This is a genomic window from Mesorhizobium sp. M1E.F.Ca.ET.045.02.1.1 (assembly GCF_003952485.1).
Taxonomy (GTDB): domain Bacteria; phylum Pseudomonadota; class Alphaproteobacteria; order Rhizobiales; family Rhizobiaceae; genus Mesorhizobium.
In genome coordinates this window covers 7280009-7306291 of record NZ_CP034447.1, presented here as the reverse complement: position 1 = coordinate 7306291, position 26283 = coordinate 7280009, and the positions used below count along the sequence as shown (strand labels likewise).

Sequence of the window (26283 nt, the reverse complement as noted above, 5' to 3'; positions counted from 1 at the left end):
GCGTCAGTTTGATCGTCAGCCTTTGTCGGGCCGGTCATCGGGCTCGATCAGTATCCGCTCCGCGGCTCCGTCGAGATCCTCGTATTGGCCGCTTCGCAATGCCCACAGGAAGCAGGACAGACCGAGCGCTCCCAAGAACAGGGCCACGGGAATGAGATAGACAAGCGTGGTCATGGATGGGTCGCTTCCACGGTGTCCGTGCGGCGCCGGGTCCGAAGCACTTCCGGCACCGCTTTCACCGTAGCCTGAAGCCGCATCGCGTTGCCGATCACGATCAGCGAGGAGGCGGACATGGCGATCGCCGCGATGAGCGGCGTCACATATCCGAGAATGGCGATCGGCACGGCAAGGGCGTTGTAGACGATCGCGACGGCGATGTTCTGGCGAATGAGCCGGCCGGCCTTCCGAGAGATATCGACGGCAAGGGGAACTGCCTGAAGGCTCTCGCGCAGGAAGACGAAGTCCGCGGCCTGGCGGCCGATATCGGCCGCGGTCGCGGGGGCGATCGAGACATGTGCCGCTCGCAGCGCCGGTGTGTCGTTGAGGCCGTCGCCCACCATCAGCACCTTGTGTCCCGCGCGGGTCAGCGACTCGATCCACTCGACCTTTCCCGAGGGCAGCAGCGCCGGCACGAAACTTTCAATTCCCAATGCGGTGGCAACCTGGCTGCAGGCTTTCTCGGTATCGCCGGACAGCATATCCACCGACACGCCGGCGCCCTTCAGCTGCTGAATCGCCGCCTGGGCGTCCGATCGAGCCGCATCCTCGAAAGCGAAGCATGCGACGATGCTGCCATTCCTCGAAAGCACCGTGCCGCCATAGCCGCCGATCTTGCCTTCGCCGCCGGTCCGGGCCTTCCAGCCGGCCCATCCGCGTCGGCCGAGGCGCCAGATGTCATCTCCAGCGGCCGCTTCGACGCCGAAGCCGGGTTCTTCTCGCACCGAGTCGAGCTTGGGCTGACCGGCAAAGCCCGCATAGGCGGCAATAGCCTTTGAAAACGGATGCCGCGAATGAGCCGCTATGTCGGCGGCCATCGCGAGCATGGTCGGATCGATCTCGGATGCGTTGACCAGCCTTGGCTGTCCTAAAGTCAGCGTTCCGGTCTTGTCGAACACCGCCGTATCGATCGCGGCGAGACGCTCCAGGGCCGAGCCATCCTTGACCATGACCCCGGCTTCGAACAGGCGCCGGGCCGCCACGACCTGAACGATCGGCACCGCAAGGCCGAGAGCGCAGGGGCAAGTGATGATGAGCACGGCGATGGCGATGGTGACGGCGCGGTGCCAGTCGCCGGACGCCACCATCCAGCCGATGAACGTCGCAAAGGCGGCGATATGAACCACCGGCGCGTAGAGTGCCGACACCCGGTCGGCAATCCTTCTGTATTGCGAGCGGCCGCCTTCGGCGGCCTCCATCAGCCGAACCATTTCGGCCAGGAAGGAATCCTTCGCGGCGGCGGTCGCCTGCATCGTCAGCGGGCCGGTGAGGTTGAGCGTTCCGGCCTGGACATGTGCCCCGGCACCCACGGCCTTGGGCGTGCTTTCGCCGGAGACGAGCGAGCAATCGAGGTCGGAATTGCCGCTGAGTATATCGCCGTCGACCGGTATCCTTTCTCCGGCCGCGATAAGCAGGCGCATTCCTGGCATGAGTTCGGCGACGGGCACGTATTCGCGCGTATTGTCTTCCCGCAGCACCACCGAGCCCCGTGCCGCGAGTCTCGACAGGCCGTTGACGGCCGTGCGTGCCCGTTCCCGCATCACATGATCCAGCGTGCGGCCGATCAGCAGGAAAAAGAGCAGCGACACCGAGGCGTCGAAATAGGCATGCTCGCCGTGATTGATGGTCTCATAGAGGCTCATCGCGTAAGCCAGGGACACACCCACCGCGATCGGCACATCCATGTTCATCCGGCCATGGCGAAGTGCGTTCGCGGCGGAACGGAAATAGATTCCGCCGGCGAAGGCGAGCGCCGGGATGGCGATCAGCGCGGATATCCAGTGAAACAGATCCCGCGTCGCGCCTTCGGCTCCGGACCAGACCGACACCGAAAGCAGCATGATGTTGCCGGCTGCGAAGCCTGCGACCGCGACGGCCCGGATCAACTCCGAAAGGGTTTTGTCCTTCTCGTGAATGTCCGGGTCGAACAGATGTGCCTGGTAGCCGAGCCGGCCGAGCACGGCGAACAATGGCGGGACGCTGTCTCCACGCCAGCGCACCGAGACGCGCTTGGTCGAAAGATTGACACGGGCGGACTCAACGTTCTCGACCTTGGCGAGAGCGGTCTCGATCGCCTGAATGCAAGCCCCGCAGTGGACTGTCGGTACCGACAGCTCGGTCTGGTGCACGCCGCCGCCCAGAGAGCGGCTGGCGAGCTTGATCTCGTCGCTCGACGGCGAGGCGGACGCTGCATTGACGACGTCCAAGGCCATTTCGGCTCCCGGCGCGCAGCAGCTCATTGCAGTGCTCCTTTCGAGATTATGATGCGGCGAACATCGCGAAACGGCGCCGTCAATCCGGCGTCGGCATCGATCTCGATGATCCAGACGCCGTCCTTCGGCGTGTGCCGGGCGGCAAACTCCTGCGTGTTCGCAGGCGTGCCGCCGGCCGCCGCGGCAAGTGTGACGGCTTCGTCCTCGGCTTCGTAAGCCGGGTGCCGGAACAGCATCCTGACGCCATGCAGCGGCACCGGCTTGCCCTGGGCGTCGACAAGGCTGTAGCGGACGTCGCCGGAGGCGATGGTCAGCCTGCCCGTCCAGCCGAGCGCTGCCTGCGCCCTTCCTTTCCTGGCTTCCTCGTTGAACTGCTGGCTGGCGACATAGGTGTTCTCAACGACCAGCCCGGTCCAGCTCTTGCGCGCGAGTGTGGCCATCGTGACATTGACCCCGATCACCACCCCGAAGAAGGCAAGGATGGAGATCAGCATATGCCTGCCGGTGAACTCGCGCGGCTTTCGTGCATGGGTGTTCATTTGCCGATCTCCGGTGCGTTGAAACTGGCGGTGTATTCGGCGGATTCGGAACTTGCCTTGTCCTCGATGCGGAATTCGAAGTGTTGAACCGGCTTTTTGATCTGGTCCGCCGGTTGACGAACAAAGACCTTGAGTATCTTCAGCCGATCGGGTTCGACCTGGGTGGCAAACGAGCGGCTCGCGGGCTGGTCCATGCCGACGATGCTCATTTCTGCGTCGTCGAGCCCTTCAAGGGTAACCTCGATCGTCCTCGGCTCGGGGACCATGTTGAGCAGCTTGACGGTGTAGCCGTTCCGGATCGAGCCGTCCGAAAGCGTCACGAACTGCGGATTTCTGTCGTGCAGGACATTCAGCTCCAGCCGCTCACGCGTCAGCAGTGAATAGACCAGCACCAACCCGATCGCCGACCATGCGCCGAGGTAGATGAAGGTGCGCAACCGGAAGATCTTGCCCAGATGGAAATGCGCCAGGCCGTCGACGAAGCTGCCGCTTGGCGTCCTGACAAGCGCCGGGTTTACCGGACCGGTGCCGCCGGCGGTCGCCAGCGCCATGTTGGCGTTGTAGTCCGCCAGCGTTGCGTAGGAGATCAGCCCGCGCTCGCGGCCGAGCTTGTCCATGACGCCGTCGCAGGCATCGATGCAGAGCGCGCAGGTGATGCACTCCAACTGCTGGCCATCGCGGATGTCGATGCCCATCGGGCAGACGGCGACGCAGGCGTTGCAGTCGACGCAGTCGCCGACCGATTGTCCGGCGGCCACCGCCTTCTTGGCATGGCGCGAACGCGGCTCGCCGCGCCAGTCGTTGTATGTCACCGTCAACGAATTTTCGTCGAGCATGGCCGCCTGGATGCGCGGCCACGGGCACATGTAGGTGCAGACCTGCTCGCGCATCAGTCCGCCGAACACATAGGTGGTGCCGGTCAGGACGGCGATCGTGACATAGGCGACGGGCGCGGCCGTGCCGGTGACCACTTCACGCAGCAGCGTCGGCGCGTCGGCGAAGTAGAAGATCCAGGCGCCGCCGGTGGCCGCTCCAATGATGAGCCAGGTGGCATGCTTGATTGTGCGCAGGAAGAGCTTGCGGGCCGTCCAGGGAGCGGCCTCCAGCTTCATTCGCGCATTGCGGTCGCCTTCGATCGCGCGTTCCACGACGAGGAACAGGTCCACCCAGACGGTTTGCGGGCAGGTGTAGCCGCACCAGGCTCGCCCGACCGTGGATGTGATCAGGAAAAGACCGACGCCCGCCATCATGAGAAGGCCGGCGACGTAGTAGAATTCCTGCGGCCAGATCTCGATGAAGAAGAAATAGAAACGACGGTTCGCCAGATCGAGGAGAACGGCCTGGTCGGGAGCGAAAGGTCCGCGGTCCCAGCGCAGCCAGGGCGTCAGATAATAGATGCCGAGCGTGATCGCCATCACCACCCATTTGAACTGGCGGAAACGGCCGGATGCACGCTTAGGGAAAATCTTCTTGCGCGCCGTGTACAGCGGCTGTCGCGTCTTGGCGGAGTTGACCGCTTCTGCCTCGAGCCGTTCTACCTGCGTCTGATCCAGCACGACCAATCTCCAATCGCGGCGAAATGATGCCGCCTCTGTCCGGCACTCTTGCAATCGCTCACGCCGCGTCGCGTTGATGCAGGTCAAATTGAATCATCAAAAACAAGTCGAGGCCCGGCATGGCCGGGCCTCGTCGCTTGAACGGCCAAGGGCCGAGAATAGTCCCCGCTTCTATTCTCCGCCGCCAAGCGAATGGACATAGACAGCCAGTTCCTTGACCGTAGTCTCGCCAAGACGACCGACCCAGGCGGGCATCACCCCGTTCTTCGGAGCTTTCACTTGAGCAGCAATGGCGGCTTCGCCGGGGCCGTAGAGCCAGATCGCATCGGTGAGATCGGGTGCTCCGAGCTCCCTGTTGCCCTTCGCGTTCTCGCCATGGCAGGCGACACAATTGTCCGCGAAAACCTTGGCGCCGGGCTCGATCAGGCTCTTGTCCTTCACTGGGCCCGACAGGCTGGCAACGAAAGCGCTCACCTGGGCGACCTGCTCGGGCTGGAGCACGTCGGCGAAGGCAGGCATCTCGGACTGGCGGGTATCGGCGTCCGCGGCGAAGCGGACGCCGTGCGTGATCGTCTGCTGGATCTGCTCCGTCTTTCCTCCCCAGAGCCAATCGTCATCGTTGAGGTTCGGAAATCCTTTCGACCCCAGAGCGCCGGATCCGTGGCATTGCACGCAGTTGACCTTGAATGCCGCGCCGCCGGCCGCGACGGCAAACTCGCGCAGCGCATCGTCGCCCGCGATTTCGGAAACACTCTTGGACTCTATTGACGCGACGTATTTGGCCTTGGCGGCTTCCGCGGCGGCCAATTCGTTCTTGACGTCGTTGCGGCTGGAAAAGCCCAGAACGCCCCTGGTGGTCGAGCTCAGCATCGGCCAGGCGGGATAGAAGATCGTATAGGCGAGCGCCCAGGCGATGGTGACGTAGAAGGTGATCACCCACCACCGCGGCAGGGGATTGTTGAGCTCCTTGATCCCGTCCCACTCGTGCCCAGTCGTTGTGATGCCCGAGATTTCGTCGATATGCTCGCTGCTCATGATCAATCGTCCTTGAGAGGAATCTGTGCGGCCTGGTCGGCATGCGCTTTGCCACCCGGACGAAGCGCGAAGGCTATGCAGCCGACAAAGAACAGGGCCATGGCAAGCAGGCCCCAGCTGTCGGCGAACTCACGCATCAAATTGTAGTCCATCGATTGCTCTCCTCAGCGATAGCCGGCTGCTTCGTCGTAGTTCTTGAAGTCGACCAGCGTGCCGAGCATCTGCAGATAGGCGACCAGCGCATCCATCTCGGTGATCTGCTGGGGGTTGCCGTCGAAGTCGCCGACCTTGGCTTTCGGATAGCGGCTTTCCAGTCCGGACGTGTCCGCGTTGGGGTCTGCCTGAGCCATCAGGTCTGCATTGGCGTTCGAGACCATGTCATCGGAATAGGGCACTCCGACACGCCTGTTCGCGACCAGATGCGTCGAGAAGTCCTTCACCTCGATCGGCGTGTTTCTCAGGAACGCGTAGCTCGGCATGATCGACTCCGGCACGACGGAGCGCGGATCGTCGAGATGCTGGACGTGCCAGGCGTTGGAGTAGCGATCGCCGACGCGCGCAAGATCAGGGCCGGTCCGCTTCGATCCCCACTGGAATGGATGATCGTACATGGACTCGGCAGCCAGGCTGTAGTGGCCATACCGTTCGACCTCGTCCCGGAAGGGTCGGATCATCTGGCTGTGGCAGAGGTAGCAACCTTCGCGAACATAGATGTTGCGGCCGGCGAGCTCGAGCGGGGTGTAGGGCCGCATGCCGTCCACCTTCTCGATCGTGTTGTCGAGATAGAAGAGCGGTGCGATCTCGACGATGCCGCCGACCGTGACGACCAGCAGGGAACCGACGAGAAGAAGCGTGGCGTTCTTCTCGATTAGGGAGTGTTTATCGATCAGACCCATGTCTGGCTCCTTATTGAGCAGGCTGGAGAGCGGGTGCGGAACCCGGCAGTGGTTGTTCTTTGCGCTGGTAGCCGAGGATGGTCATGGTGATGTTCCAGGCCATGATCAGGGCACCGGCGAGATACATGGCGCCACCCGCTGCGCGCATGAGGTAGTAGGGGTGCATGGCGGCGACGGTCTCGGCGAATGAATAGACGAGGAAACCCTGTTCGTCGTACTCGCGCCACATCAGGCCCTGCATGATGCCGGAAACCCACATCACGGCCGCGTAGACGACGATGCCGAGCGTCGCCAGCCAGAAGTGCCAGGTGACGAGACGCATCGAATAGAGCCGCTCACGGTTCCAGAGCTTGGGCACCATGTAGTAGATGGCGCCGAACGAGATCATGCCGACCCAGCCGAGCGCGCCGGAATGGACATGGCCGATGGTCCAGTCCGTGTAGTGCGAGAGCGAGTTGACGGCCTTGATCGACATCATCGGGCCTTCGAAGGTCGACATGCCGTAGAAAGCGATGGCCGCGACCATCATGCGGACGATCGGATCGGTGCGGATCTTGTCCCAGGCTCCGGAGAGGGTCATCAGGCCGTTGATCATGCCGCCCCAGGAGGGCATCCACAGCATGACCGAGAACACCATGCCGAGCGTCTGCGCCCAATCGGGCAGGGCGGTGTAGTGAAGGTGATGGGGGCCGGCCCAGATGTAGAGGAAGATCAGCGCCCAGAAGTGGATGATCGACAGGCGGTAGGAGTAGACCGGGCGGTTCACCTGCTTCGGCACGAAGTAGTACATCATGCCGAGGAAGCCGGCGGTCAGGAAGAAGCCGACGGCATTATGGCCGTACCACCACTGGGTCAGCGCGTCCTGAACGCCTGAGAATGCCGAGTAGCTCTTCGAGCCTAGGAATGACACCGGCATCGAGAGGTTGTTGACCACATGCAGCATCGCAATGGTCACGATGAAGGAGAGGTAGAACCAGTTGGCGACGTAGATATGCGGTTCCTTGCGCTTGAGGATGGTGCCAAGGAAAAGGATCAGGTAGGCGACCCAGACGATCGTCAGCCAGAGGTCGACATACCATTCCGGCTCGGCATATTCGCGACCTTCGGTGATGCCGAGCAGATAGCCGGTCGCGGCCATGACGATGAAAAGCTGGTAGCCCCAGAAGACGAACCAGGCGAGATCGCCGCCGAACAGCCTCGCGCGCGAGGTACGCTGCACGACATACATGGACGTGCACAGAAGAGCGTTGCCGCCAAAGGCGAAGATCACGCCGGAAGTATGCAGAGGCCGGAGGCGGCCAAAATTGAACCAGGGTTGGATATCGAGATCCGGGTAGGCAAGCTGAAGAGCAATGACAACGCCGACCAGCATGCCGACGACGCCCCAGAACACCGTGGCGATCGCTCCGTAACGGATCGGACCATCCATGTAGGCCGAGGGGTCGACCGGAGTTGCCGCCTTGAAATCCGTGTTGCGCAACAGGATCGCGGTGAAGCCAGCCACCGCGAAGAACAACACCCACATATGCTGGCGAAAAGGCTCATCTGCGCCGAAGCCGGCAGCCACTAGGGCCGCAAAGGCAAACAGGCTTAGAAGGACGATCTCCGTGCCAAATCTCATCGCAAGTCCCCGATCTCGAAGTTCCAGCGGAAAATGACCGCTCGCGGCACCATTTCGGGATTTTCCACCCTCACAGCCTTGATCCAGGTCAAACGGTACAGCTTTTGTTTTCGGGAGCCGTCAGGGCCGGCCATCAAGAACGCCAGGGCCGTCGGAGCAACGACCGCGCCAGGAGCCACGCCCGATCTGAGAGCCCGAAACTCACCGATTGCTTTGCGCGGGAGAAGGCGGGCCGTCGGCTGTTCAGTCGCCGCGGCGTTCCTCGAGCTGAGCCACGCTTTCCAGGCTGATGTGCCGTTTGTTTACAATCCGGATCACGCCATCCGACCGCAGCCTGGACAATTCGCGGCTTACCGTCTCGATGGTCAGTCCAAGAAAATCGGCGATATCCGCGCGTGACAGCGGCAGGTCGAAGCTTGTCGAGCCCGCCGGATGATTGGCCGGATCGATGTTTCTGGCGATCATGAGAAGGAAGCTTGCTACTTTTTCGGACGCGGTCTTGTGCCCCAGTGCCGTCATCCAGTCGCGCGCTTCGTCGAGCTCGTTCAGCGCGTGCTGGAGCAGCCTTTGCCCGATCTCCGGCGTGTCGCCCATCATCCGGTCGATGATCGCCCTCGGAAACGAGCAAAGCGTCATTTTCGTCAAGGCTTCGGCCTTGATTGGCCTTTTTGCCTCGAACGGCCTGCCTAGAAAATCGGGCGCGAAATGGAACCCGACAATCTGCTGACGACCGTCCGACAGGTTTCTCGTAAGCTTGACCACGCCGGACAGCACGTTCGAGTAGGTGCCATCGTCGGGAAGTTCCGTCCCGGCCAGGACCTCATGTCTCGATGAGGCCCTGGCCAACTCGGCGAGCTGGCCGGCCTCGAGCGCGCCGCATAGCCCGCCATGGCGCGCTTCGCAGGATTCGCAAATCGCGGGAATGCCAACTCGTTGAGCATCCTGTCTGACGGCCATACGACGCCTTTAATGAAGCAGGGACCGCAACTTGCGCCGGTTGCGCCCTGCGCCGCCTTGATCGAGATCAAGGCTTTGTCGGGGTAGTTTCGGCAGTTTGCCCGTATGAGCACCTCAGCCGCCACTGCCTATGAAACACGCCCAACCCCAACCGCAGGCCCCCCAACCGCGGGACTTGGCGACAACGTACCGCGTTATACGAGCTACCCGACGGCCCCGCACTTTCATCCGGGCGTCGACGCGGCAACGGTTCGCGGCTGGATGGATGCACTTGAGGGCAATGACGAGATATCGCTGTATCTGCATATCCCCTATTGCGACAGGCTGTGCTGGTTCTGCGCCTGCCACACCAAGCAGACCCGGCACTATGCGCCCGTGGCCACTTTTCTGCGCTCGCTCCACAAGGAAATCGAAACTGTCGGCGGCCTTGTGAGCGGCCGGGGCAAGGTACGTGCCGTCCATTTCGGCGGCGGCTCCCCGACCATGCTGAAGCCCGACGACATCCTCATGCTCGGAAAAGCGTTGCGGGATCGGTTCGACTTTCTCGACGATGCCGGCCTCAGCGTTGAGATCGATCCGAACGACATGGATGAAGGGCGGCTTGATGCCTTCGCTGCGATCGGCATGACCAGAGCGAGCCTCGGTGTCCAGGACTTCGATCCCAAAGTGCAGAAGGCGATCAATCGCGAGCAGAGCTTTGCGCTGACCAAAAGCATTGTCGATGCGGTGCGGGCGAGGGGTGTCACGTCCGTCAATCTGGACCTGCTGTACGGCCTGCCGCATCAGACCTGCGAGAGCGTTGCGGCGACTGTCGCCCAGGCGCTGACGCTGGCGCCGGACAGGCTGGCCCTGTTCGGCTATGCGCATGTGCCCTGGTTCAAGAAGCATCAGACGATGATCGATGAGGCGTGGCTGCCCGATTCCGCCGCACGTCTGGCGCAGTCGCAACTCGCCGCGAGACTGATCGTCGACGCCGGCTACGAGGCGCTCGGGCTCGATCATTTCGCCAAGCCGGGCGATTCGCTGGCGGTCGCGGCGCGCGCCGGCAAGATCCGCCGCAATTTCCAGGGTTATACCGAGGATCAGTGCGAAACCCTGATCGGCCTTGGCCCGTCCTCGATCAGCCGGTACCGCCAGGGCTATGCACAAAACATCGTTGCGACCGGCGAGTACGAGAGGGCCGTGGATTCCGGAGAACTGGCGATAGGCCGCGGTATTGAACTCGGCGTCGAAGATCAGGCGCGGGGCTGGGTCATCGAGCGCCTGATGTGCAACTTCACTTTCTCAGCGGTCGAGCTTGTCGAACGCTTTGGAAATGTCGGCCAAAGGTTGCTGTGCGAGGCCAGCCGCCTAGCCATCAGCGGCGCGGGCCAGTTCCTTCGGCTCGACGGTGAAAACTTCGTCGTGCCGGCGCAAAGCCGCCCGCTGGTTCGGACGGTGGCGGCGAAATTCGACACGTATTTCAGGAATGGAACCGGCAGGCATTCGGTGGCGGTTTGATCAGCGGCCAGGCCCGCTGATCAAAAGTGCTCGCCGACCCTGAACGGGCCGACACGGGTGCCGGCCGCGATCAGATAGGCGGTCGACCAGCCGATCAGCAGAAACCCGTTGACGCCTTCCAGGGCTGCCAGGACGCGCCAGCCATGGGCGGGCACCACGTCGCCATAGCCGACCGTCGAAAAGGTGATGGTCGAAAAGTAAAGCGCCGTCTCGAAGTCGCCCAGGATTCCGAGGAACAGGTAGACTCCCGCCCACAGCCAGACTTCCGCCGTCATGACCGCAAAAAGTCCCATCACGACGCTGATCATGGCGACGACCCGGCTGCGGCGGCCGTGCATGCGAAAGAGCGCCACAAGGCGTGCCATCACGTAGGTAATCGCGATAAGGCCGAAAGTGTGGATCAGGACCGTCAGGCTTATGACGATGGTGCCGACGCAAAGGTTGAGGATCATCCCGGGAAACTACGGACTGCGATGGCAGTAGTCATTGCGTAAAATCAAAGCAAAGCACCGGCCGGGTAAAAGCACCCGGCGCCGGCGGCGTTTGACAGGCCAGCCTATTCGCCGACCGCGACCGCGGCAGGACCAAGGCGAAAGAACATGGCGAGTTTCAGGCTCGTCGCTATTCGTTCCGCCCGCTCGACAAACACCGCCGCGATTTCGGAGGCGAACAGCTCTGCCGCCGTTTCCCCGAAGAGGGCCAACCAGATATCGAAGTCGGCTTCAACGACATCCTGAAGCTTCAGGTGAGCCGGCACCGGCCGTCCATGATAGTCGCCGCTCTTCAATATGACGGAGCACCAGAAGTCCGTCATCTTCTCGAGATGAGGCTCCCAATCACCGACGATCTCGCGGGCGAAAATGGGTCCGAGTCGCTCATCCTTTCTGACCTTGGAATAGAATTTGCGGACCAGTGCTCCTATCGAGGCCCGATCGACATCAGAACGAACCAGGGGCTGTTCGGGGGCAGGGCGAACCCCGTCGAGCAAGACCGGTTTCGAAGTCATTCACGTTCCTATTCTTCAAGCTTCAGGTAACGCCCAGGCGATGAAGCGCGTCCTGAAACCAGCTACGGTCATGGACGAGTCGAAAGCCCAGATTGTCGGGCGGCGTGCCCACCGCGCAACCGCCGCTTTTGCCGTCTCGGATGAAGTTCGACATGTAGGTGCGGTGGAAGCCCTCCACAACATGCACGCCGCAATTGCTGATCGAGCTGGCAATGACGCCACCGGACATCGTCGCGTGGGCATAGCAAGTGGATGTCCACTCCCAGACATTGCCGGCAATATCCGCAACGCCCTTTGAATTGAGGCCGAAGGACCCGGGTGTCCGCGGTTCAGGATCCGATTTGCGACCGAGCGCAACCTCGTTGCGATACTGTGTGAGCCATCGCCTTGCCGGGTCGGCCGGGTCGCCTTCGCCGGCCTCTATGTCGGCCCTGAACCGCTCGCCAGCGGCATAGGCCCATTCCAGGTCTGTCGGCAGCCGCCATGTCTCGCCCGTTCGCGCCGACAGCCAGTTTGCATAGGCTTGCGCATCGGTGAAGCTGACGCCGGTCGCCGGAACGTTGCCGGCGAGGCGCGAGTCGGCGGGCTTGCAGGCGCCATCCGAAACGCAACGGTCGTAATCCGTTGCGCTCACCTGGAACTTCATGATTTCCAGCGGCGCATCGATGGTCTCCTTCAAGACGGACGCCGGCGCGGGATGACTGTCCTTAAGGAATTCGCCAGGCTGCGAATGGTTGAATGAACCAGGCGCCAGAACCACCAGTTCACCCACGGCAACGGGAGCCCCCGATTGCGAACCATCGACCGCATGGCTGACGCCCAAACCGATGAGCGCGGCGGCCGCGATCGTTCCGAACGTGAAGGCAGGATCGAAAGACATGCCGAAAACTCCGCCTGCCGTGCAACCCGCCCGCGGTGAGGGCGGGTTGCGCGGTGATCGGCTCTCTCAGGTTACGAGGCGATCGCCTTGGGCGGTTCGACCTGCATCATCAGATCGTCGTCCCAGCTTCCGTCGACGGTGAAGTGCGCTGTCGCGCCGAGCTCGACCGCCTCGATCAGATTGTGATTGACGTAGGCATAGACGCCCGGCTGCCGGAATGTGTAGAGCGCGGCGCCGGCGGATCCACCGCGGATGAACCAGGTTTCCATGTCCTTGGCAGGCGGGTTCGCGAACTTGCCGCCCTGCCAGACGAAGTCGCCGTGGCCGCCGATCAGGTGCGGTCGCGTGTCGCGATTGGCCTGCGAGTGGACGATGAGGACGGTCTCGCCGACCTTGGCCTTCATGGCGTTTTGGCCGGTCAGCGATCCTGCCTTGCCGTTGAACACGACATGCGTCGGGATCAGCCCGCGCATCACCTTCACGGTGTCGTCGTAATTGTCGCCGGCCGAGTCGTACTTCTTGAATTTTCCCTGTTCGTCGCGCGGGATGTAGAAGTCGTTCTCGCCGATATAGTAGATACGGTCATAGCGGACGGGCTTGCCCTTGTCGTCCTTCAGGCCGTCGCGCGGGAGCACCATCACGGCTCCGCTCATTCCCGACACGACATGCCAGGGGATCATCGCACCGCCCGGCGCGCAATGGTAGACGAACGTTCCCGGCCGGGTCGCCTTGAAGCGCAGCGTCACCTGCTCGCCCGGATTGACCAGGGTCAGCCCGCCGCCCCCGAGCGCGCCGGTCGCCGCATGGAAGTCGATGTTGTGGGCGAGCGTGTTGGTATCGGGATTGATCAGCGTGAGCTCGAGATAGTCGCCCTCATGCACGACCATCAGAGGGCCCGGAATGGAGCCGTTATAGGTCATGGCGTTGAGCTGCGTGCCGTCGGCATCGATGACCATCGGCTTCTCTTCGATCTTCATGGTGAACTCGACAACCTTGGGACCGCCTTTGGCCACCTGGTCGTGAGCGTGCACGAACGGCGGCGCGACAAGGGTCACCTTCTCGCGCGGCAGTCCGGCCACATCCTTCGCGGCCGCCATCGCCGGCGCCGAGCCAAGGGTGGCAACGGCGGCAGCGGTAAGAACAGAACCCAACAAGGCTTCACGTCTCGTAAGCATTTTTCATCTCCTGAACTTCACCGTTTCGATGAAGCCAGGATAGTATCTTTGCGCGGCGCTTCTTTGCGTTTGCGCAAACCTGGATCAATTGATTTTTGATTTGGATCAATTGCCGGATGCATCCCCGCATTGCTTGGCCGTGATTGCTGCGGATGCCAAATCGCAAAATGAAAATGGCCGGACAGACCTCTCCCATGGTCTGTCCGGCCAGTGCCTCCAGCCCGCCATTGCCGGAGGCAGCCACGCGCGCTGTCGGATCAGTTCGAAGCGGTCTTGGTCGCTTCCGCGAACAGTTCGGCAAAGACGGGCTTCGCCTTGCCGGTCTGCTTGACGGCTTCCGCCGCTTCCAGGTTGACGGGCTTGCCGACGACGATCAGAGCCACCATGCCCATGCCGTAGTGGGGAGCGCATTTCACGCCATAGACGCCCTCTTTGGTAAGGGTGACCGTGATCTCCTCGCTCGCCTTGCCCTTGAAGGCTTCAGCGCCGTCCGGGATCATTCCCTTGATAATCTCGGCATTGTGGGTCTTGTCGGTAGGCACGAACTTGATGGTGTCGCCGGGAGCCGCCCGGACAAAATCGGGCTGGAACACCATCGCGCCCTTTTCACCCTTGTTCAGCATCTGCACGACATGTTCTTCGGCATTGGCAACGCCGACAATTGAGAGCAATGCGATCGCCGCGGCAACCAGGGGCAGTTTCATTGGAGAATTCCTTTCTTTGTTTCACCACGGCATCAACCGTTGCGTCCTTCTAGTTCGCCGGGCGACCTGGTGATTTGCGCTGGCGCAAATTGCCCGACGAAAATGATCGGCGCGCAACAAGCGAGGAGGTGCGCCGCGTCGCCCGCTTTCAAGAGGCGCTCTTGCGGCGTGCTTGCAGGCGTGGCCGCAAGAGCATGCCGCCAAACAGCACTGCATAGCCGGCGAAGGCCGCAACCCAGAGTGCCGCCGAGATGTGGAGGAGAATCGCCGCGTCAGGCGCCATGGCGGCGGCCACGCGCAGAATGGCGGCGCTTACGATCGCGACGAAGACAGCTCTTGTTCCTCCGCCCGCCCTCAATTCGCGGCCCGTGTGGCCGAGGGAAGCGCGGGTCATGACGGCAAGCGTCATGCAGGCGATCGCCCCCACCGCGAACGCATGGATGCCGGCAATTGCGGGGATCGTTTCCGGAGCGAAGATGGCCAGCCCGGCAAGCAGCAGCCCAAACGGCACAAAGGCGAATGCGACATGCAAGATCAGAACCAGAGGATCGGACGGCGTTCGGTCACCCGCCCAGCGGGCGAGCCGAATGGCATTGAAGATCGCCGCGGCGATTAGCGGCACGCCGGTTGCGATGCTGTCCGGGAAGAAAGCCCACGCGGCGAGTCCGATAGCGGACAGCGCGATGGTTCCGGCATCGAACCGGCCGAACGGTGCCGGGAGCCGGCCCGGCTTCTCGCGAGCCAGCCAATTGCCTGTGAAACTCGGAACGATCCGCCCGCCGATGATCATGATGAGGACGACGACCGCTCCAAGACCGAGGCGCCGGCTCATGTCGGAGACGCCCTGGTAATGGGCTTCGACATGAAACATGACATTTGCCGCGAAAAGCGTTGCGACCGGCAGGAGCACCTTGAGGTTCCGCCAGTTTCTTCCGGCAACGATTTCCGTTGCGGCTGCGGCGACCACGGCGAGAAGAAAGGAGCAATCCATGGCTGCGCTCAAGAGCCAGCCCATCTCTGCCGAAAAGAACACGGCCACCCGGCCCGCGATCCAGAGCAGCACGAGCACCAGCAGGCGAAAGTCCTGAACGGGAAGTCGTCCGGTCCAATTCGGAATTGCAGTCAGCAGGAAGCCGGTCACGACTGCCGACAGATAGCCAAAGAGCAATTCGTGAATATGCCAATCCACGGGCAGGAACGTGCTGAAAGTTTCGAGCTTGCCGTAATAGAGGGGCAACCACAAAAGCATCGCGGTAGCGGCTTGCAGCGAGCCAAGCAGAAAGAAGGGCCGGAACCCGTAGGAGAGAATTGCCGGATAGGCGCTCGGCCGCGTCCGTGGAATTGCCATGACTGCCTCGTTGGAACCCAGGCAAGGTGCCTGTGTGGCTCTTCTATCCCGGTCAAGGAGGATGGAATTTGCCTCAGCGCAAACAAGAGCGTGAATCGCGGGCGACACCGACAGGAAGCTTCACTTGTCGACGGGCGGTCGTCCGTGACACAGTCTGGTCAGGGGCCTGAGCGTGTTTGCCCCGTTGAAAGCCCGGGGAGAAAAGGCCGTTGGCAAGCCTTGATCGATCACTGATTGCCGGTCTGTCCGTTTTCGAGGGGATCGCAGCCGCGGACCTCGACCGCATAGTCGGGCAGGCAAGGTCCATTCGGATTGCCAAGGATCAGCCGGTGTTCGAGCAGGAGCAGGAGGCTCATTCATTCTTCCTGCTGCTCGACGGCCACGTGCGCGTGGTGAAGTCGACCCCGGACGGGCACGAGGTGACCGTCCGGTACATAAGCCCCGGCGAGTTGATGGGGATCGCCAGCGCGCTGGGCCTGACGGCCTACCCGGCAAATGCCATCGCCGCCGTCGATTGCGTGGCGCTTGCCTGGCCAAGCCGGCTCTGGCCGACATTCGCGGCGAGCTTCCCGAGCTTCAGTTCGAACATCTACAAGACGGTGGGAAGCAGGCTGCAGGACGCCCACGCGCGCGTCATCGAGATGTCCACCGAGCAGGTGGAACAGCGCGTTGCGCATGCGCTGCTAAAGCTGATCAAGCAGTCGGGGAAAAAGACCGAGGAAGGGATTCTGATCGACTTCCCGATTTCACGCCAGGACGTCGCGGAAATGACGGGCACCACGCTCCATACGGTGAGCCGGTTGCTTTCAGCCTGGGAAGACCAGGAGCTCGTCAAGAGCGGGCGCCAGAGGATCGTCGTGGTCGAGCCGCATCGGCTCCTCGTCATCGCCGAAGGTCGGGCGACGAAAAGCTAGAGCAATTCCACCGTCCGGAATTGCGTAAAAACAAATAGTTGGAGCGGTTAAGCGATTCTGCCAAACGGCGAGCCGCTCTATTCGACGTGACCGTTTTCGATCGCGGCCTGCAGCTCGCGGCGAAGCTGCTCTTCATCGAGATCATGCTCGCGTGCCGCGTCGGAAACCGTGTGAAAGGAAGCGATCGGGCAGCCGACGCACAGCATGCCGTGCTGGAGGACGACACGGATTGCCGCCGGCGTCTCGCGCATGATCCCGTCCATCGTCGCGTCGTCGTTCAATTTGCGTTTCATGGCGTTTGTCCGCATGTACAGGCCGGCATCCTGCACGGGCTTTCCGGTGTGTTCGTTGCTCTGAAACAAAGATGGCGCTGTCTTGCCTCGCTCGGCGAGCCGGAACTTGAGGCGCATTTCAGAGCTGCGGCCGCCCTGGCCTGGCATTTTTGCGATGGATCAAAGCTCGACCGTTCTTCTCCCGATAGATCGATGGCGGCCACTCTTGACACCGGCCGGTCATGAACCGGTGGCAGCGTCGGTGCGTTGTGGTTTAGCCGGGGTCGGTTTGGAACCAGCGAAGGAGTCGGAAATGACCGAGCGTCCCAGCACCAATCGCTTGTCTGCGCAGGAACTGCACGACATCGATGCCTACTGGCGTGCCGCCAACTACCTGACCATCGGGCAGATCTATCTGCTCGACAATCCGCTGCTTCGCGAGCCCCTTCGGCTGGAGCATGTCAAGCCCAGGCTGCTTGGCCATTGGGGAACCTCGCCGGGCCTCAGCTTCATCTATGCGCATCTCAACCGCGCCATCAGACTGCGCGACGCAAACGTCATCTATATCTGCGGCCCTGGCCACGGCGGGCCTGCCATGGTCGCGAACACCTACCTCGAGGGCACCTACAGCGAGATCAATCCCGATATCCAGTTGGACGAGGCCGGAATGAAGAAGCTCTTCCGGCAGTTCTCCTTTCCCGGCGGCATCCCAAGCCACGCGGCGCCGGATGTGCCCGGATCGATCCATGAAGGTGGCGAGCTCGGCTACGCGCTCTCGCATGCCTATGGCGCCGCCTTCGATAACCCGGGTTTGATCGTCGCTTGCGTCGTTGGCGACGGCGAGGCGGAAACCGGGCCGCTGGCCACGTCCTGGCATTCCAACAAGTTCCTCAACCCGGCGCGTGACGGGGCGGTGCTGCCGATCCTCCACCTCAACGGCTACAAGATCGCCAATCCCACCATTCTCGCCCGCATCCCTGAGGAGGAATTGCGCGCGCTGTTCGTCGGCTATGGCTACGAGCCGCTGTTCGTCGAAGGCGACGATCCGGCCTGGATGCACGAGCGCATGGCCGTCGTGCTCGACGATGCGCTGGATAGCATCAAGGCGATCCAGCAGGCGGCGCGCAGCGGCGCGGCGACCGCGCAGCCCCGTCCGAAATGGCCGATGATCGTGCTGCGAAGCCCAAAGGGCTGGACAGGCCCCAAGGAGGTCGATGGACTGAAGACCGAAGGGTTTTGGCGCGCGCACCAGGTTCCACTCTCCGGCCTCGCCGAAAACCCTGCGCATCTGAAGATGCTCGAGGATTGGCTGAAGAGCTACCGGCCTGAAGAACTCTTCGATGCCGCGGGCGTACTGGTGCCCGCGATCGGCGCCACCGCGCCGCAAGGCGCCATGCGCATGGGCGCCAACCCGCATGCCAATGGCGGTCTGCTTCGCCGCTCCCTTGAACTGCCTGGCTTGGATGAGCATGCGGTCCCGCTCTCCCGCCCCGGAGACGTCAAGGCAGAATCGACCCGTGTCATGGGCAACTTCCTGCGCGACGTCATGGCGTTGAATCAAAGCTCGAACAACTTCCGCATCGTCGGCCCCGACGAAACGGCTTCTAACCGGCTGCAGGATGTCTTCGAGGTGACGGAGCGTGCCTGGATGGAAGAGATCCTGCCCGAGGATGTTCACCTCGGCAGGGAAGGCAGGGTTCTGGAGATCCTATCCGAGCATACCTGTCAGGGTTGGCTGGAAGGTTATCTCCTGACTGGCCGCCACGGCTTGTTCTCCTGTTACGAGGCTTTCACGCACATCGTCGACTCCATGTTCAACCAGCATGCGAAATGGCTGGACGCTTGCCGCAAGCTGCCCTGGCGGCGACCGGTCGCCTCGCTGAACTACCTCTTGTCCAGCCACGTTTGGCAGCAGGAGCACAACGGCTTCAGCCACCAGGACCCAGGCTTCATCGACGTGGCTTTGAACAAGAAAGCGGATGTCGTGCGCGTCTACCTGCCGGCGGACGCAAACAGCCTGCTTTGCGTGACCGACCATGTGCTGCGGACATGGAACCGCATCAACGTCATCGTCGCCGGCAAGGCCAAGTCCTGGCAGTGGCTGTCCATCGACGACGCGAAGGTTCACTGCAGCGCCGGCATCGGAATATGGGACTGGGCGTCGACCGATCGCGGGACCGAGCCGGATGTGGTGATGGCTTGTGCCGGTGATGTGCCGACGCTCGAGACGCTGGCCGCCGTTCAGATTATGAGAGACCACATTCCCGAACTCAGGATCAGGGTGGTCAATATCGTCGACCTGATGACCCTGCAGCCGAAGGAACACCATTCGCACGGCCTGTCGGATCGCGAGTTCGACGCGCTTTTCACCAGGGATAAGCCCGTCATCTTCGCCTACCACGGCTATCCATGGACCATCCATCGCCTGACCTATCGGCGGACCAACCATGACAACATCCATGTGCGCGGCTACAATGAGGAGGGGACGACCACCACACCCTTCGACATGACCGTGCTGAATGGGCTGGACCGCTATCATCTCGTGCTGAGCGTGCTCGACCGCATTCCCGAGCCGGCCGGCGCGCACATCCAACTGAAACAGGCCATGGAAGGCAAGCTGATCGAGCACCATGCCTATATCCGCGAGCATGGACAGGACATGCCCGAAATCCTCGGCTGGAAATGGGAGCGGTAGTCGATGCCGAAGCGCCACACCGAGAGGACGGGCGCCGTGAGGTTGGCCGGAACCGGCCGGCAATGATCGGTACCATTCTCATCCTCAATGGCGGTTCCTCAAGCCTGAAGTTCGCCCTGTTTCAGGAGCGCGGCGAACTTCCCCTGCTGGCGCGTGGCAGCGTTTCATCGATCGGGTACCGTCCACGATTGCACGTCGCGCCCATGGCTTTGTCGCCCGGGATCGACAGGAGCTTGGGGGACGGGCCGATCGATATTGCGAAGGCATTCGAAGCCGTATCCTCCTTTCTCGCCGATAGCGGCCTTCTGCGCCAGGTCGGCAAAGTGGGCCATCGCATCGTGCATGGCGGTCAGAATTTAGTTCGCGCGACCCTGCTCGACGAGCGCACGGTCGATGCCCTGCACAGGCTCGAACCGCTCGCTCCGATCCATCAGGCGATTAACTTGGAGATCGTCGGCCTGGCCCGTCGGCTTTTGCCTGGAGTCAAACAGGTCGGCTGCTTCGATACCGCCTTCCACGCGGCGCGGCCCGAGCTCGCCCGGCTCTATGGCTTGCCGCGCGAGATGTCGGAGCAGGGCATCGTCTCCTATGGCTTCCACGGGCTCTCCTACAGCCACATCGCTGCGAAGCTCCGTGACCGCTACGGCTCAAGCGCCGGCGGACGAACGATTGTCGCCCATCTCGGCAGCGGGGCGAGCCTGTGCGCGATGAAGGCCGGGGAAAGCCTCGCCACCACCATGGGTTTTTCGACGCTTGACGGCCTCGTCATGAGCACACGCTGCGGCGCCATCGATCCTGGCGTGCTTCTGCACCTTTTGCAGGATCGCAAGCTGTCGCCGGACGAATTGTCCACCTTGCTTTATGAGCAATCGGGCCTTCTCGGCGTATCCGGCATTTCCGGGGATATGCAGACCCTGCTTGCGTCGAAGGACCCTGCGGCGGCCCGTGCCGTCGATCTCTTCGTCTATCGCGTCGGGCGTGAGATCGGATCGCTCGCAGCCGCGCTTGGAGGGCTCGACACGCTCGTGTTCACCGCGGGCATCGGCGAGCATGCGCCTCAAATCCGGCAAAGGATCTGCGAGGCCGCGGCATGGCTCGGTGTCGCGCTCGATGACGGTTTGAACCGCGGTGGCGTCGAACTGGTCAGCGCCCCGAATTCCCGCGTCGACGTTCTTGTCATTCCGGCCGACGAGGAACGCGCGGTGGCCACGCAACTCCTCAAACTCGAAGTGGTCTGATTTGCCCGTGACGGGTGGTGGGACTCAGAGCGGTTCAGCGTTTGGTAGAATCGCTGAACCGCTCTAACTGTTTATTTTTACGCAATTCCGAAGGGAAGGCTCCGGCGAAGTCGCCGAGCCCAATCGTTGCGCGCTTTTCCTGAAATTGCTCTAGCCCGGCAACTTGGCGCCGAGCTTCCGCTGAACCAGGACGAGTGTAGAGTCATTGGGGTCGGGTGCGACGGTGAAGCCCATCTCGCGCTCAAGCTCGATCGCGGCGCGGTTTTCCCGGCTCTCGATCGACTCGATCGTCTCGATGCCATGGTCGTCTGCATAGCGCGCGATGTAGCCGAGAAATTCCCAGCTGACGCCGAGATGCTTGCGGTCTTCGCGAATGCAGATGGCGACTTCGCCGCGCCGGTCGGCCGGATCGTTGGCGAGGGTCGCCACTGCGATCAGCATCCCGTCGGTCGAGAATGCAAGAAAATTATGAATATGCGGATCGTCTGAACGGGTCATCGCCACCAGCCGCTCATGCGAGACCTCCTTCACGGCTCCGAGGAAGCGGAAGCGCAAATCCTCCGGCGTCACATGAGTGAAGAACTCGGCTACGAGCGGCTCGTCGTCGGCGCGTGCACGGCGCACTTCGAAGCGGAATCCGGTGTGCGTGGTAAGTGTGGTTTTCATTGGCATCCCTTTCAGGAGGTTGATGCGGAGATCGGCTCGAAAAGGGCCTCATTCCCCCATCGCCAGCAGCGCATCCCGCTTGAGGATTTCGATGCTGCGCAGGCTGAGCAGGCGGATGACGCCTTTCTCCTTCAGCCGCGTGAAGACGCGCGACACGGTTTCGATGGTGAGGCCGAGATAGTCGCCGATATCGATCCGCGACATCGGCAGTTCCACCTGCCGCAACCCACCCTGACGCTCGGACATTTCGACCAGGAATGCGGCGACGCGCTCGATGGCGTTCTGGCGGCCAAGCACCAGAAGATGTTCCTGCGCGCGGGTCAGCCCCTTGAGCGCAAGGGGCAGAAGCTGGCGGGACATGTCCATGCCCGAGGGGGTGCGAAAGACGCGCACGCCGGTCGCATTGATCGCTTCGGCGAAGAAATGGTGATTGGCGTCGGCTTCGAAGCCGAATGTTTCTCCGGCCAGGTGGAACGCGCTTATCTGTCTGCGGCCGTCGGCGAGCAAGCGGTAGATACGGACGGCGCCGAATTCGACCTGGTAGAGGGCACCGGCCTTTTCGCCCTGGGCGTAAATCTCGGCGCCGGCCGGGAAGAAGCTGACCGGCTGCGTTGTCGCCCCTTCAAAGATGGGCGCCGGGCTCTGATGAGGAAGGTATGACGACAGTTCGATCTTGGCGGAGGCTTGGGCGTACATGGCTGTGGTCCCGGTGAATTCGTGACAACAGCAATCGCCCAAATCCCGCCGCGCCGAAATTCGGTTATGTCCCTAGGGGAAACTACTTAGAGCGGAGCTCGAGATCGCCGATGGAGCCATGCCTTGCTGAGCGCAGCCGCAACGCACCGTCCGAGGTGCCGGTCGGAGCCAGAGCGGGTTCGGTCGCGAGAACGGGCGCTATGCGGCCGAAGAATTCTGTGTCCTCAAAACCGTCGTCATTCGGGACTCGCGCAGCTATCCGCGCTATCTACCCGGCAGATTGCTTTGATCGACAGGGAGCAACAATGCGTACCAGAACCAGTATTCGCGTGGTCGGCTGTCATGCCGAGGGTGAGGTCGGCGATGTCATCGTGGGCGGCGTGCTGCCGCCGGCGGGGCGCACAATGATGGAAAAGATGATCACCATGGAGCGTGATCACGACCATATAAGGCGCATGCTGATCTGCGAGCCGCGCGGCAGTGTTGCCCGGCACGTCAATCTTCTGGTGCAATCGACGCGCGAGGATTGCGTCGCCGGCGCAATCATCATGGAACCGACGGAATACCCTCCGATGTCCGGCTCCAACACGATTTGCGTCGCCACGGTGTTGCTCGACACCGGCATGGTGCCGATGAACGAGCCCGAGACGTGCTTCAAGCTCGACATGCCGGGCGGTGTCATCGAGGTGCGCGCCGAATGCCGCGACGGCAAATGCCTGTCGATAACTTTCCGCAACGCGCCCGCCTTTGCCGAACGCCTCGATGCCGACATCGAAGTCGAGGGGCTGGGAACGCTGAAGGTCGATATCGCTTATGGCGGCATGTTCTACGCGATCGTCGACGCCGATGCGCTCGGCTTCTCGGTCGTTCCCGACGAGGCGCGCGAACTGGCCGTTATCGGCGAGAAGGTTCGACGCGCCGCGCGCGAACAGCTCGATGTCGTCCATCCGCAGTTCGACAATGTGCGCGGTGTGTCGATCGTGCAGTTCGCGATGCCTTTCCAAGGGCCTGGCAACGTCACCCGCAACACATGCATCGTTTCGCCTGGACGATCGGACCGCAGCCCGACGGGAACCGGCACCTCGGCCCGCATGGCCGTGCTTCAGGCCCGTGGCTTGATGGGCGTCGGCGACGTTCTGATCCATGAATCGATCATCGGCTCCCGCTTCACCGGCAGAATAGTTGAACTGACCGAAATCGCCGGTCGCAAGGCGATCGTTCCGGAGATCACCGGCAGGGCGTGGATCACTGGCGAGCACAACTACTATCTCGATCCGACGGACCCGTACCCGCAGGGCTATGTGCTGTCGGACACGTGGGGCACGTCGACCTCGGTGACGCAGTAGGCGTCATCTGGGGAGCCGGCGCCGGCCGAGCGAACTGGCCGAACGAGAGATCAATGAAGGTTGCAACATGCCGCTTGTTGAGATCGATCTCTATCCCGGCCGCTCACCAAGTCAAAAGTACGAAGTGGCGGAGACCATAACGCGTGTATTCATGGAAAAATCGGAGACGAGATAATCGGCGAGCGAGACATGGGTAGTCATGGAACGACGCTCATCGTATCCGATCCGGACGGGAGTATCATTCATCTCTGGAAGCGCGCCTGAGGCTCCCCCAGGCAGGTAAGAAACTTATGAGGTTTAGCGTGCGGATCGATCAGAAGGCATCCGGCGTATTCGCCATCGCTCCAACGCCGTTCGCATCGAACGGAGATATCGATTTCGACTCGATCGACCGGTTGGTGGATTTCTACGCCAAAGTCGGTTGCACGGGTATTACTGCGCTGGGAATCCTGGGCGAAGCGCCGAAGCTGGACGCCGACGAGACGCTTGCGGTCGCGCGTCGGTTCATTCGCCGTTCGCCTATTCCCGTCGTGATCGGCGTATCTGCGCCGGGGCTGGCCTCCATTCGCTCGCTGACCCGGCGCGTCATGGACGAAGGGGCGGCAGGAGTGATGATCGCGCCTCCGTCGCCGCTTCGCACTGACGAGCAGATCGTTTCCTATTTCGCGAGCACCACGGAAGCGATCGGCCCGGAAGTGCCCTGGGTTCTTCAAGACTATCCACTTACGCTGACCGTCGTCATGACCGTCAATGTGATTTCGCGGATCATTACCGCCAATCCGTCATGCGTCATGGTCAAGCACGAAGATTGGCCAGGGCTGGAGAAGATCTCGGCGCTTCGCAAGCTGCAGCGCGAAGGCGCCATGCGTCCGGTATCCATCTTGTGCGGCAATGGCGGCATGTTCCTCGACTTCGAGATGGAACGCGGAGCGGATGGCGCCATGACCGGCTATGCCTTCCCCGACATGCTGGTGGATTTTGTCCGCCTGTCGGCACTTGGCGAGCGTGGAGCGGCCCACGACCTGTTCGATGCGCATCTGCCGCTGATCCGCTACGAGCATCAGCAGGGCGTTGGGCTGGCCGTGCGCAAATATCTGCTCAAGCGGCGGGGGATCATCCGCGACGATGCGATGCGGGTTCCTTTCACCAAAATGTCGCCGGCCGCCGCGGACGAGGTCGAATATCTGCTTTCCCGGGTGGCAAGGCATGACACCCGGGCATCGTTTTAAAGCATGTCTCCCGAAAGTGGGAACCGGTTTCGGGACAAAGACATGCGTAAAATCAAAAACCTAAAGCGCACGGAGCGAACCTGGAAGATCGCGACGCGCTTTAGACGCGCGGTGCCTTCAGGCGTCTCGCGACCCAGAGGTAATCCACGCGCGGGAGACGAATGGGCGGGATGATCGGCTATACGAGTGTTGAAGGCGTCAAGTCGCATTCGAAACACGATGCCCGCGCCGGTGAAAGGCGTCCGCGATAGCACCTATGCCGGCTTGGCGGGTTCGTGCGGGGTCGACATACTTTAGCGGCCGACGCATCTGGCCTGTGTGCGCAATGTCGAGGCGCCAGGCCGAGACAGGCGAACCAGCCTGCCTCGCTTGCCAGCGGCCGCCCGGGCCCCTCCGCTTCGGTTTCGGCGAAGCAAAGGACAGAAAAAGACTTCTTTTTGCGATCCAGCCCGGATGCTCTCTTGCCGAACCTAGAACACGCAAGGCTCGCCTGGGAGGCGACGCATAACAAGAGAGCGGCTGCCGAACCATAGCTTGGCAAGCCACCTGAGTGAGGCCGATGCCGGCAAAGCCATAGGGGAACCACAAAAATGAAGACTTTCCGAAATTGCCTGATGACCGCGGTCAGTGCAGGCCTGCTGGGCTTGGCGCTTTCCGCTCCTGCCAACGCTGGCGCCATTCGCCTCGGCATGACCACCTGGGTAGGCTACGGGCCGCTGTTTCTTGCCCGCGATCTCGGCTACTTCAAGGAAGCCGGCGTCGATGTCGACCTGAAGGTCATTGAAGAATCAGCGCTTTACATGGCGGCGGTCGCCGGTGGCGATCTCGACGGCGCGGCATCCACCGTCGACGAGCTGATGAAGTACCGCTCGGACGAGCTTTGCTTCAAATACGTCCTGGCGCTCGATGACAGCCATGGCGGCGACGGCGTCGTCTCGCAGGCCGACGTCAAGTCGCTGAAGGATTTGAAGGGCCAGCCCGTCGCCTTGAACGAGGGCTCCGTTTCCGAATTCTGGTTCAACGTGCTCCTGAAAAAGGAAGGCATGACCGAGGACGACGTCAGCGTCACCAACATGACCGCCGATGACGCGGCGACGGCCTTCATCGCCGGCCAGGTTCCCGCTGCCGTGACCTGGGAACCGCACCTCACCGAGGTCCGCAAGGGCGGAAAGGGGAAGGTGCTGATCGATTCCACGACCACCCCCGGCCTGATCGTCGACGTGATCGCCCTCAAATGCGACCTGATTGAAAAGCATCCCGAGGACGTGAAGGCCCTCGTCAAGGGCTATTACAAGGCGGTCGAATACATCAAGACCAACCCGGAAAAGGCCTACGAGATCATGGCCAAGGGCATTGGCGGCTATCTCGAAAAGCCCGAGGATTTCGCCGCCGGCGCCAAGGGCGTGCGCTATTATGATCGTGCTCGCAACCTGGAATTCTTCGGCACCCCTGAGAAGAGCGAGGCATCCGACCTGGTGAATTTCGCGCAGGATATCTGGGGCAAGGCCGGCAAGCTGAAGATGACGATCGACGCGAAAACCATCCTCGACACCGATTTCATCAAGGAACAGTGAGCCTATG

At 62.0% G+C, this 26283-nt stretch carries 28 protein-coding genes; 8 read left to right on the top strand and 20 right to left on the bottom strand.

What is annotated here, in order from left to right:
* Positions 1 to 15: 15 nt before the first annotated feature.
* The 9 genes from ccoS to EJ070_RS35765 all read right to left on the bottom strand — a co-directional run bounded on the left by ccoS (position 16) and on the right by EJ070_RS35765 (position 9033).
* The gene (gene ccoS / locus EJ070_RS35805; RefSeq protein ID WP_126095567.1) at positions 16 to 174 is read right to left on the bottom strand and encodes a cbb3-type cytochrome oxidase assembly protein CcoS; all 159 of its coding nucleotides are present in this window, start codon (positions 172 to 174) and stop codon (positions 16 to 18) included.
* A complete protein-coding gene (locus EJ070_RS35800) occupies positions 171 to 2456 on the bottom strand; it encodes a cation-translocating P-type ATPase (protein ID WP_126095566.1) in 2286 nt (761 codons plus the stop codon). The genes ccoS and EJ070_RS35800 overlap by 4 nt, the downstream gene beginning before the upstream one ends.
* Positions 2453 to 2968, bottom strand: a complete 516-nt coding sequence (locus tag EJ070_RS35795; protein WP_126095565.1) for a FixH family protein — start codon at positions 2966 to 2968, stop codon at positions 2453 to 2455. Before EJ070_RS35795 ends, EJ070_RS35800 begins: the two co-directional genes overlap by 4 nt.
* Positions 2965 to 4524, bottom strand: coding sequence for a cytochrome c oxidase accessory protein CcoG (gene ccoG, locus EJ070_RS35790; RefSeq protein WP_126095564.1), 1560 nt, complete (start codon positions 4522 to 4524; stop codon positions 2965 to 2967). The genes EJ070_RS35795 and ccoG overlap by 4 nt, the downstream gene beginning before the upstream one ends.
* Positions 4525 to 4695: 171 nt before the next feature.
* Entirely contained in the window at positions 4696 to 5559 is an 864-nt protein-coding gene (gene ccoP / locus EJ070_RS35785; RefSeq protein ID WP_126095563.1) for a cytochrome-c oxidase, cbb3-type subunit III, read from the bottom strand.
* A 2-nt stretch (positions 5560 to 5561) separates the two neighbouring features.
* A complete protein-coding gene (locus tag EJ070_RS35780) occupies positions 5562 to 5711 on the bottom strand; it encodes a cbb3-type cytochrome c oxidase subunit 3 (RefSeq protein ID WP_126095562.1) in 150 nt (49 codons plus the stop codon).
* A gap of 12 nt (positions 5712 to 5723) precedes the next feature.
* Complete coding sequence (ccoO, locus tag EJ070_RS35775) at positions 5724 to 6455, bottom strand: cytochrome-c oxidase, cbb3-type subunit II (protein WP_126095561.1); 732 nt, start codon at positions 6453 to 6455, stop codon at positions 5724 to 5726.
* Positions 6456 to 6465: 10 nt separating this feature from the next.
* Positions 6466 to 8076, bottom strand: a complete 1611-nt coding sequence (gene ccoN, locus EJ070_RS35770; protein WP_126095560.1) for a cytochrome-c oxidase, cbb3-type subunit I — start codon at positions 8074 to 8076, stop codon at positions 6466 to 6468.
* A gap of 243 nt (positions 8077 to 8319) precedes the next feature.
* Complete coding sequence (locus EJ070_RS35765; RefSeq protein WP_126095559.1) at positions 8320 to 9033, bottom strand: Crp/Fnr family transcriptional regulator; 714 nt, start codon at positions 9031 to 9033, stop codon at positions 8320 to 8322.
* Between the two features lie 105 nt (positions 9034 to 9138).
* On the opposite strand from EJ070_RS35765, the gene hemN reads away from it, so the two are divergent.
* Positions 9139 to 10533 (top strand): oxygen-independent coproporphyrinogen III oxidase, encoded by a 1395-nt coding sequence (gene hemN / locus EJ070_RS35760; protein ID WP_126095558.1) that lies wholly within the window; start codon positions 9139 to 9141, stop codon positions 10531 to 10533.
* A gap of 20 nt (positions 10534 to 10553) precedes the next feature.
* Here the strand turns inward: hemN and EJ070_RS35755 are convergent, their stop codons facing one another.
* The 8 genes from EJ070_RS35755 to EJ070_RS37675 all read right to left on the bottom strand — a co-directional run bounded on the left by EJ070_RS35755 (position 10554) and on the right by EJ070_RS37675 (position 16002).
* On the bottom strand, positions 10554 to 10985 hold the full coding sequence (locus EJ070_RS35755) for an ion channel (protein ID WP_126095557.1): 432 nt from the start codon (positions 10983 to 10985) through the stop codon (positions 10554 to 10556).
* 104 nt (positions 10986 to 11089) lie between these two features.
* Positions 11090 to 11539: a group III truncated hemoglobin gene (locus tag EJ070_RS35750; RefSeq protein ID WP_126095556.1), complete on the bottom strand. Its 450-nt coding sequence runs from the start codon at positions 11537 to 11539 to the stop codon at positions 11090 to 11092.
* 22 nt (positions 11540 to 11561) lie between these two features.
* Positions 11562 to 12419 (bottom strand): SUMF1/EgtB/PvdO family nonheme iron enzyme, encoded by an 858-nt coding sequence (locus tag EJ070_RS35745; protein WP_126095555.1) that lies wholly within the window; start codon positions 12417 to 12419, stop codon positions 11562 to 11564.
* A gap of 71 nt (positions 12420 to 12490) precedes the next feature.
* The gene (gene nirK / locus EJ070_RS35740; protein ID WP_126095554.1) at positions 12491 to 13594 is read right to left on the bottom strand and encodes a copper-containing nitrite reductase; all 1104 of its coding nucleotides are present in this window, start codon (positions 13592 to 13594) and stop codon (positions 12491 to 12493) included.
* Positions 13578 to 13838 (bottom strand): hypothetical protein, encoded by a 261-nt coding sequence (locus EJ070_RS35735; RefSeq protein ID WP_126095553.1) that lies wholly within the window; start codon positions 13836 to 13838, stop codon positions 13578 to 13580. The genes nirK and EJ070_RS35735 overlap by 17 nt, the downstream gene beginning before the upstream one ends.
* A 13-nt stretch (positions 13839 to 13851) precedes the next feature.
* A complete protein-coding gene (locus tag EJ070_RS35730) occupies positions 13852 to 14298 on the bottom strand; it encodes a pseudoazurin (protein WP_126095552.1) in 447 nt (148 codons plus the stop codon).
* A gap of 148 nt (positions 14299 to 14446) precedes the next feature.
* Positions 14447 to 15646: an NnrS family protein gene (locus tag EJ070_RS35725; RefSeq protein WP_126095551.1), complete on the bottom strand. Its 1200-nt coding sequence runs from the start codon at positions 15644 to 15646 to the stop codon at positions 14447 to 14449.
* A 227-nt stretch (positions 15647 to 15873) separates the two neighbouring features.
* Positions 15874 to 16002, bottom strand: a complete 129-nt coding sequence (locus EJ070_RS37675; RefSeq protein WP_348639576.1) for a hypothetical protein — start codon at positions 16000 to 16002, stop codon at positions 15874 to 15876.
* Between EJ070_RS37675 and EJ070_RS35720 the strand changes: the two genes are divergently transcribed.
* Positions 15976 to 16560 carry a Crp/Fnr family transcriptional regulator gene (locus tag EJ070_RS35720; RefSeq protein ID WP_348639575.1) on the top strand — a complete coding sequence of 195 codons (585 nt, stop codon included), beginning with the start codon at positions 15976 to 15978 and terminating at the stop codon, positions 16558 to 16560. The two genes, EJ070_RS37675 and EJ070_RS35720, sit on opposite strands and share 27 nt — an antisense overlap.
* 77 nt (positions 16561 to 16637) lie before the next feature.
* On the opposite strand, the gene EJ070_RS37335 is transcribed toward EJ070_RS35720, so the two are convergent.
* Positions 16638 to 16970 (bottom strand): DUF1858 domain-containing protein, encoded by a 333-nt coding sequence (locus EJ070_RS37335; protein WP_245464773.1) that lies wholly within the window; start codon positions 16968 to 16970, stop codon positions 16638 to 16640.
* 175 nt (positions 16971 to 17145) lie between these two features.
* Between EJ070_RS37335 and EJ070_RS35710 the strand changes: the two genes are divergently transcribed.
* The gene (locus EJ070_RS35710; protein WP_126095549.1) at positions 17146 to 19527 is read left to right on the top strand and encodes a phosphoketolase family protein; all 2382 of its coding nucleotides are present in this window, start codon (positions 17146 to 17148) and stop codon (positions 19525 to 19527) included.
* Between the two features lie 62 nt (positions 19528 to 19589).
* Positions 19590 to 20765: an acetate/propionate family kinase gene (locus tag EJ070_RS35705; protein WP_126095548.1), complete on the top strand. Its 1176-nt coding sequence runs from the start codon at positions 19590 to 19592 to the stop codon at positions 20763 to 20765.
* A 150-nt stretch (positions 20766 to 20915) separates the two neighbouring features.
* On the opposite strand, the gene EJ070_RS35700 is transcribed toward EJ070_RS35705, so the two are convergent.
* Complete coding sequence (locus EJ070_RS35700) at positions 20916 to 21431, bottom strand: GNAT family N-acetyltransferase (RefSeq protein ID WP_126095547.1); 516 nt, start codon at positions 21429 to 21431, stop codon at positions 20916 to 20918.
* A 48-nt stretch (positions 21432 to 21479) separates the two neighbouring features.
* Complete coding sequence (locus EJ070_RS35695) at positions 21480 to 22127, bottom strand: helix-turn-helix domain-containing protein (protein WP_126095546.1); 648 nt, start codon at positions 22125 to 22127, stop codon at positions 21480 to 21482.
* Positions 22128 to 22432: 305 nt separating this feature from the next.
* Between EJ070_RS35695 and EJ070_RS35690 the strand changes: the two genes are divergently transcribed.
* The 4 genes from EJ070_RS35690 to EJ070_RS35675 all read left to right on the top strand — a co-directional run bounded on the left by EJ070_RS35690 (position 22433) and on the right by EJ070_RS35675 (position 26276).
* Complete coding sequence (locus EJ070_RS35690; RefSeq protein ID WP_126095545.1) at positions 22433 to 23473, top strand: proline racemase family protein; 1041 nt, start codon at positions 22433 to 22435, stop codon at positions 23471 to 23473.
* 67 nt (positions 23474 to 23540) lie between these two features.
* A complete protein-coding gene (locus EJ070_RS37540) occupies positions 23541 to 23648 on the top strand; it encodes a tautomerase family protein (RefSeq protein WP_126095544.1) in 108 nt (35 codons plus the stop codon).
* 127 nt (positions 23649 to 23775) lie between these two features.
* Entirely contained in the window at positions 23776 to 24702 is a 927-nt protein-coding gene (locus EJ070_RS35680) for a dihydrodipicolinate synthase family protein (protein ID WP_126095543.1), read from the top strand.
* A gap of 590 nt (positions 24703 to 25292) precedes the next feature.
* Positions 25293 to 26276, top strand: a complete 984-nt coding sequence (locus EJ070_RS35675; protein ID WP_126095542.1) for an ABC transporter substrate-binding protein — start codon at positions 25293 to 25295, stop codon at positions 26274 to 26276.
* Positions 26277 to 26283: the final 7 nt, after the last annotated feature.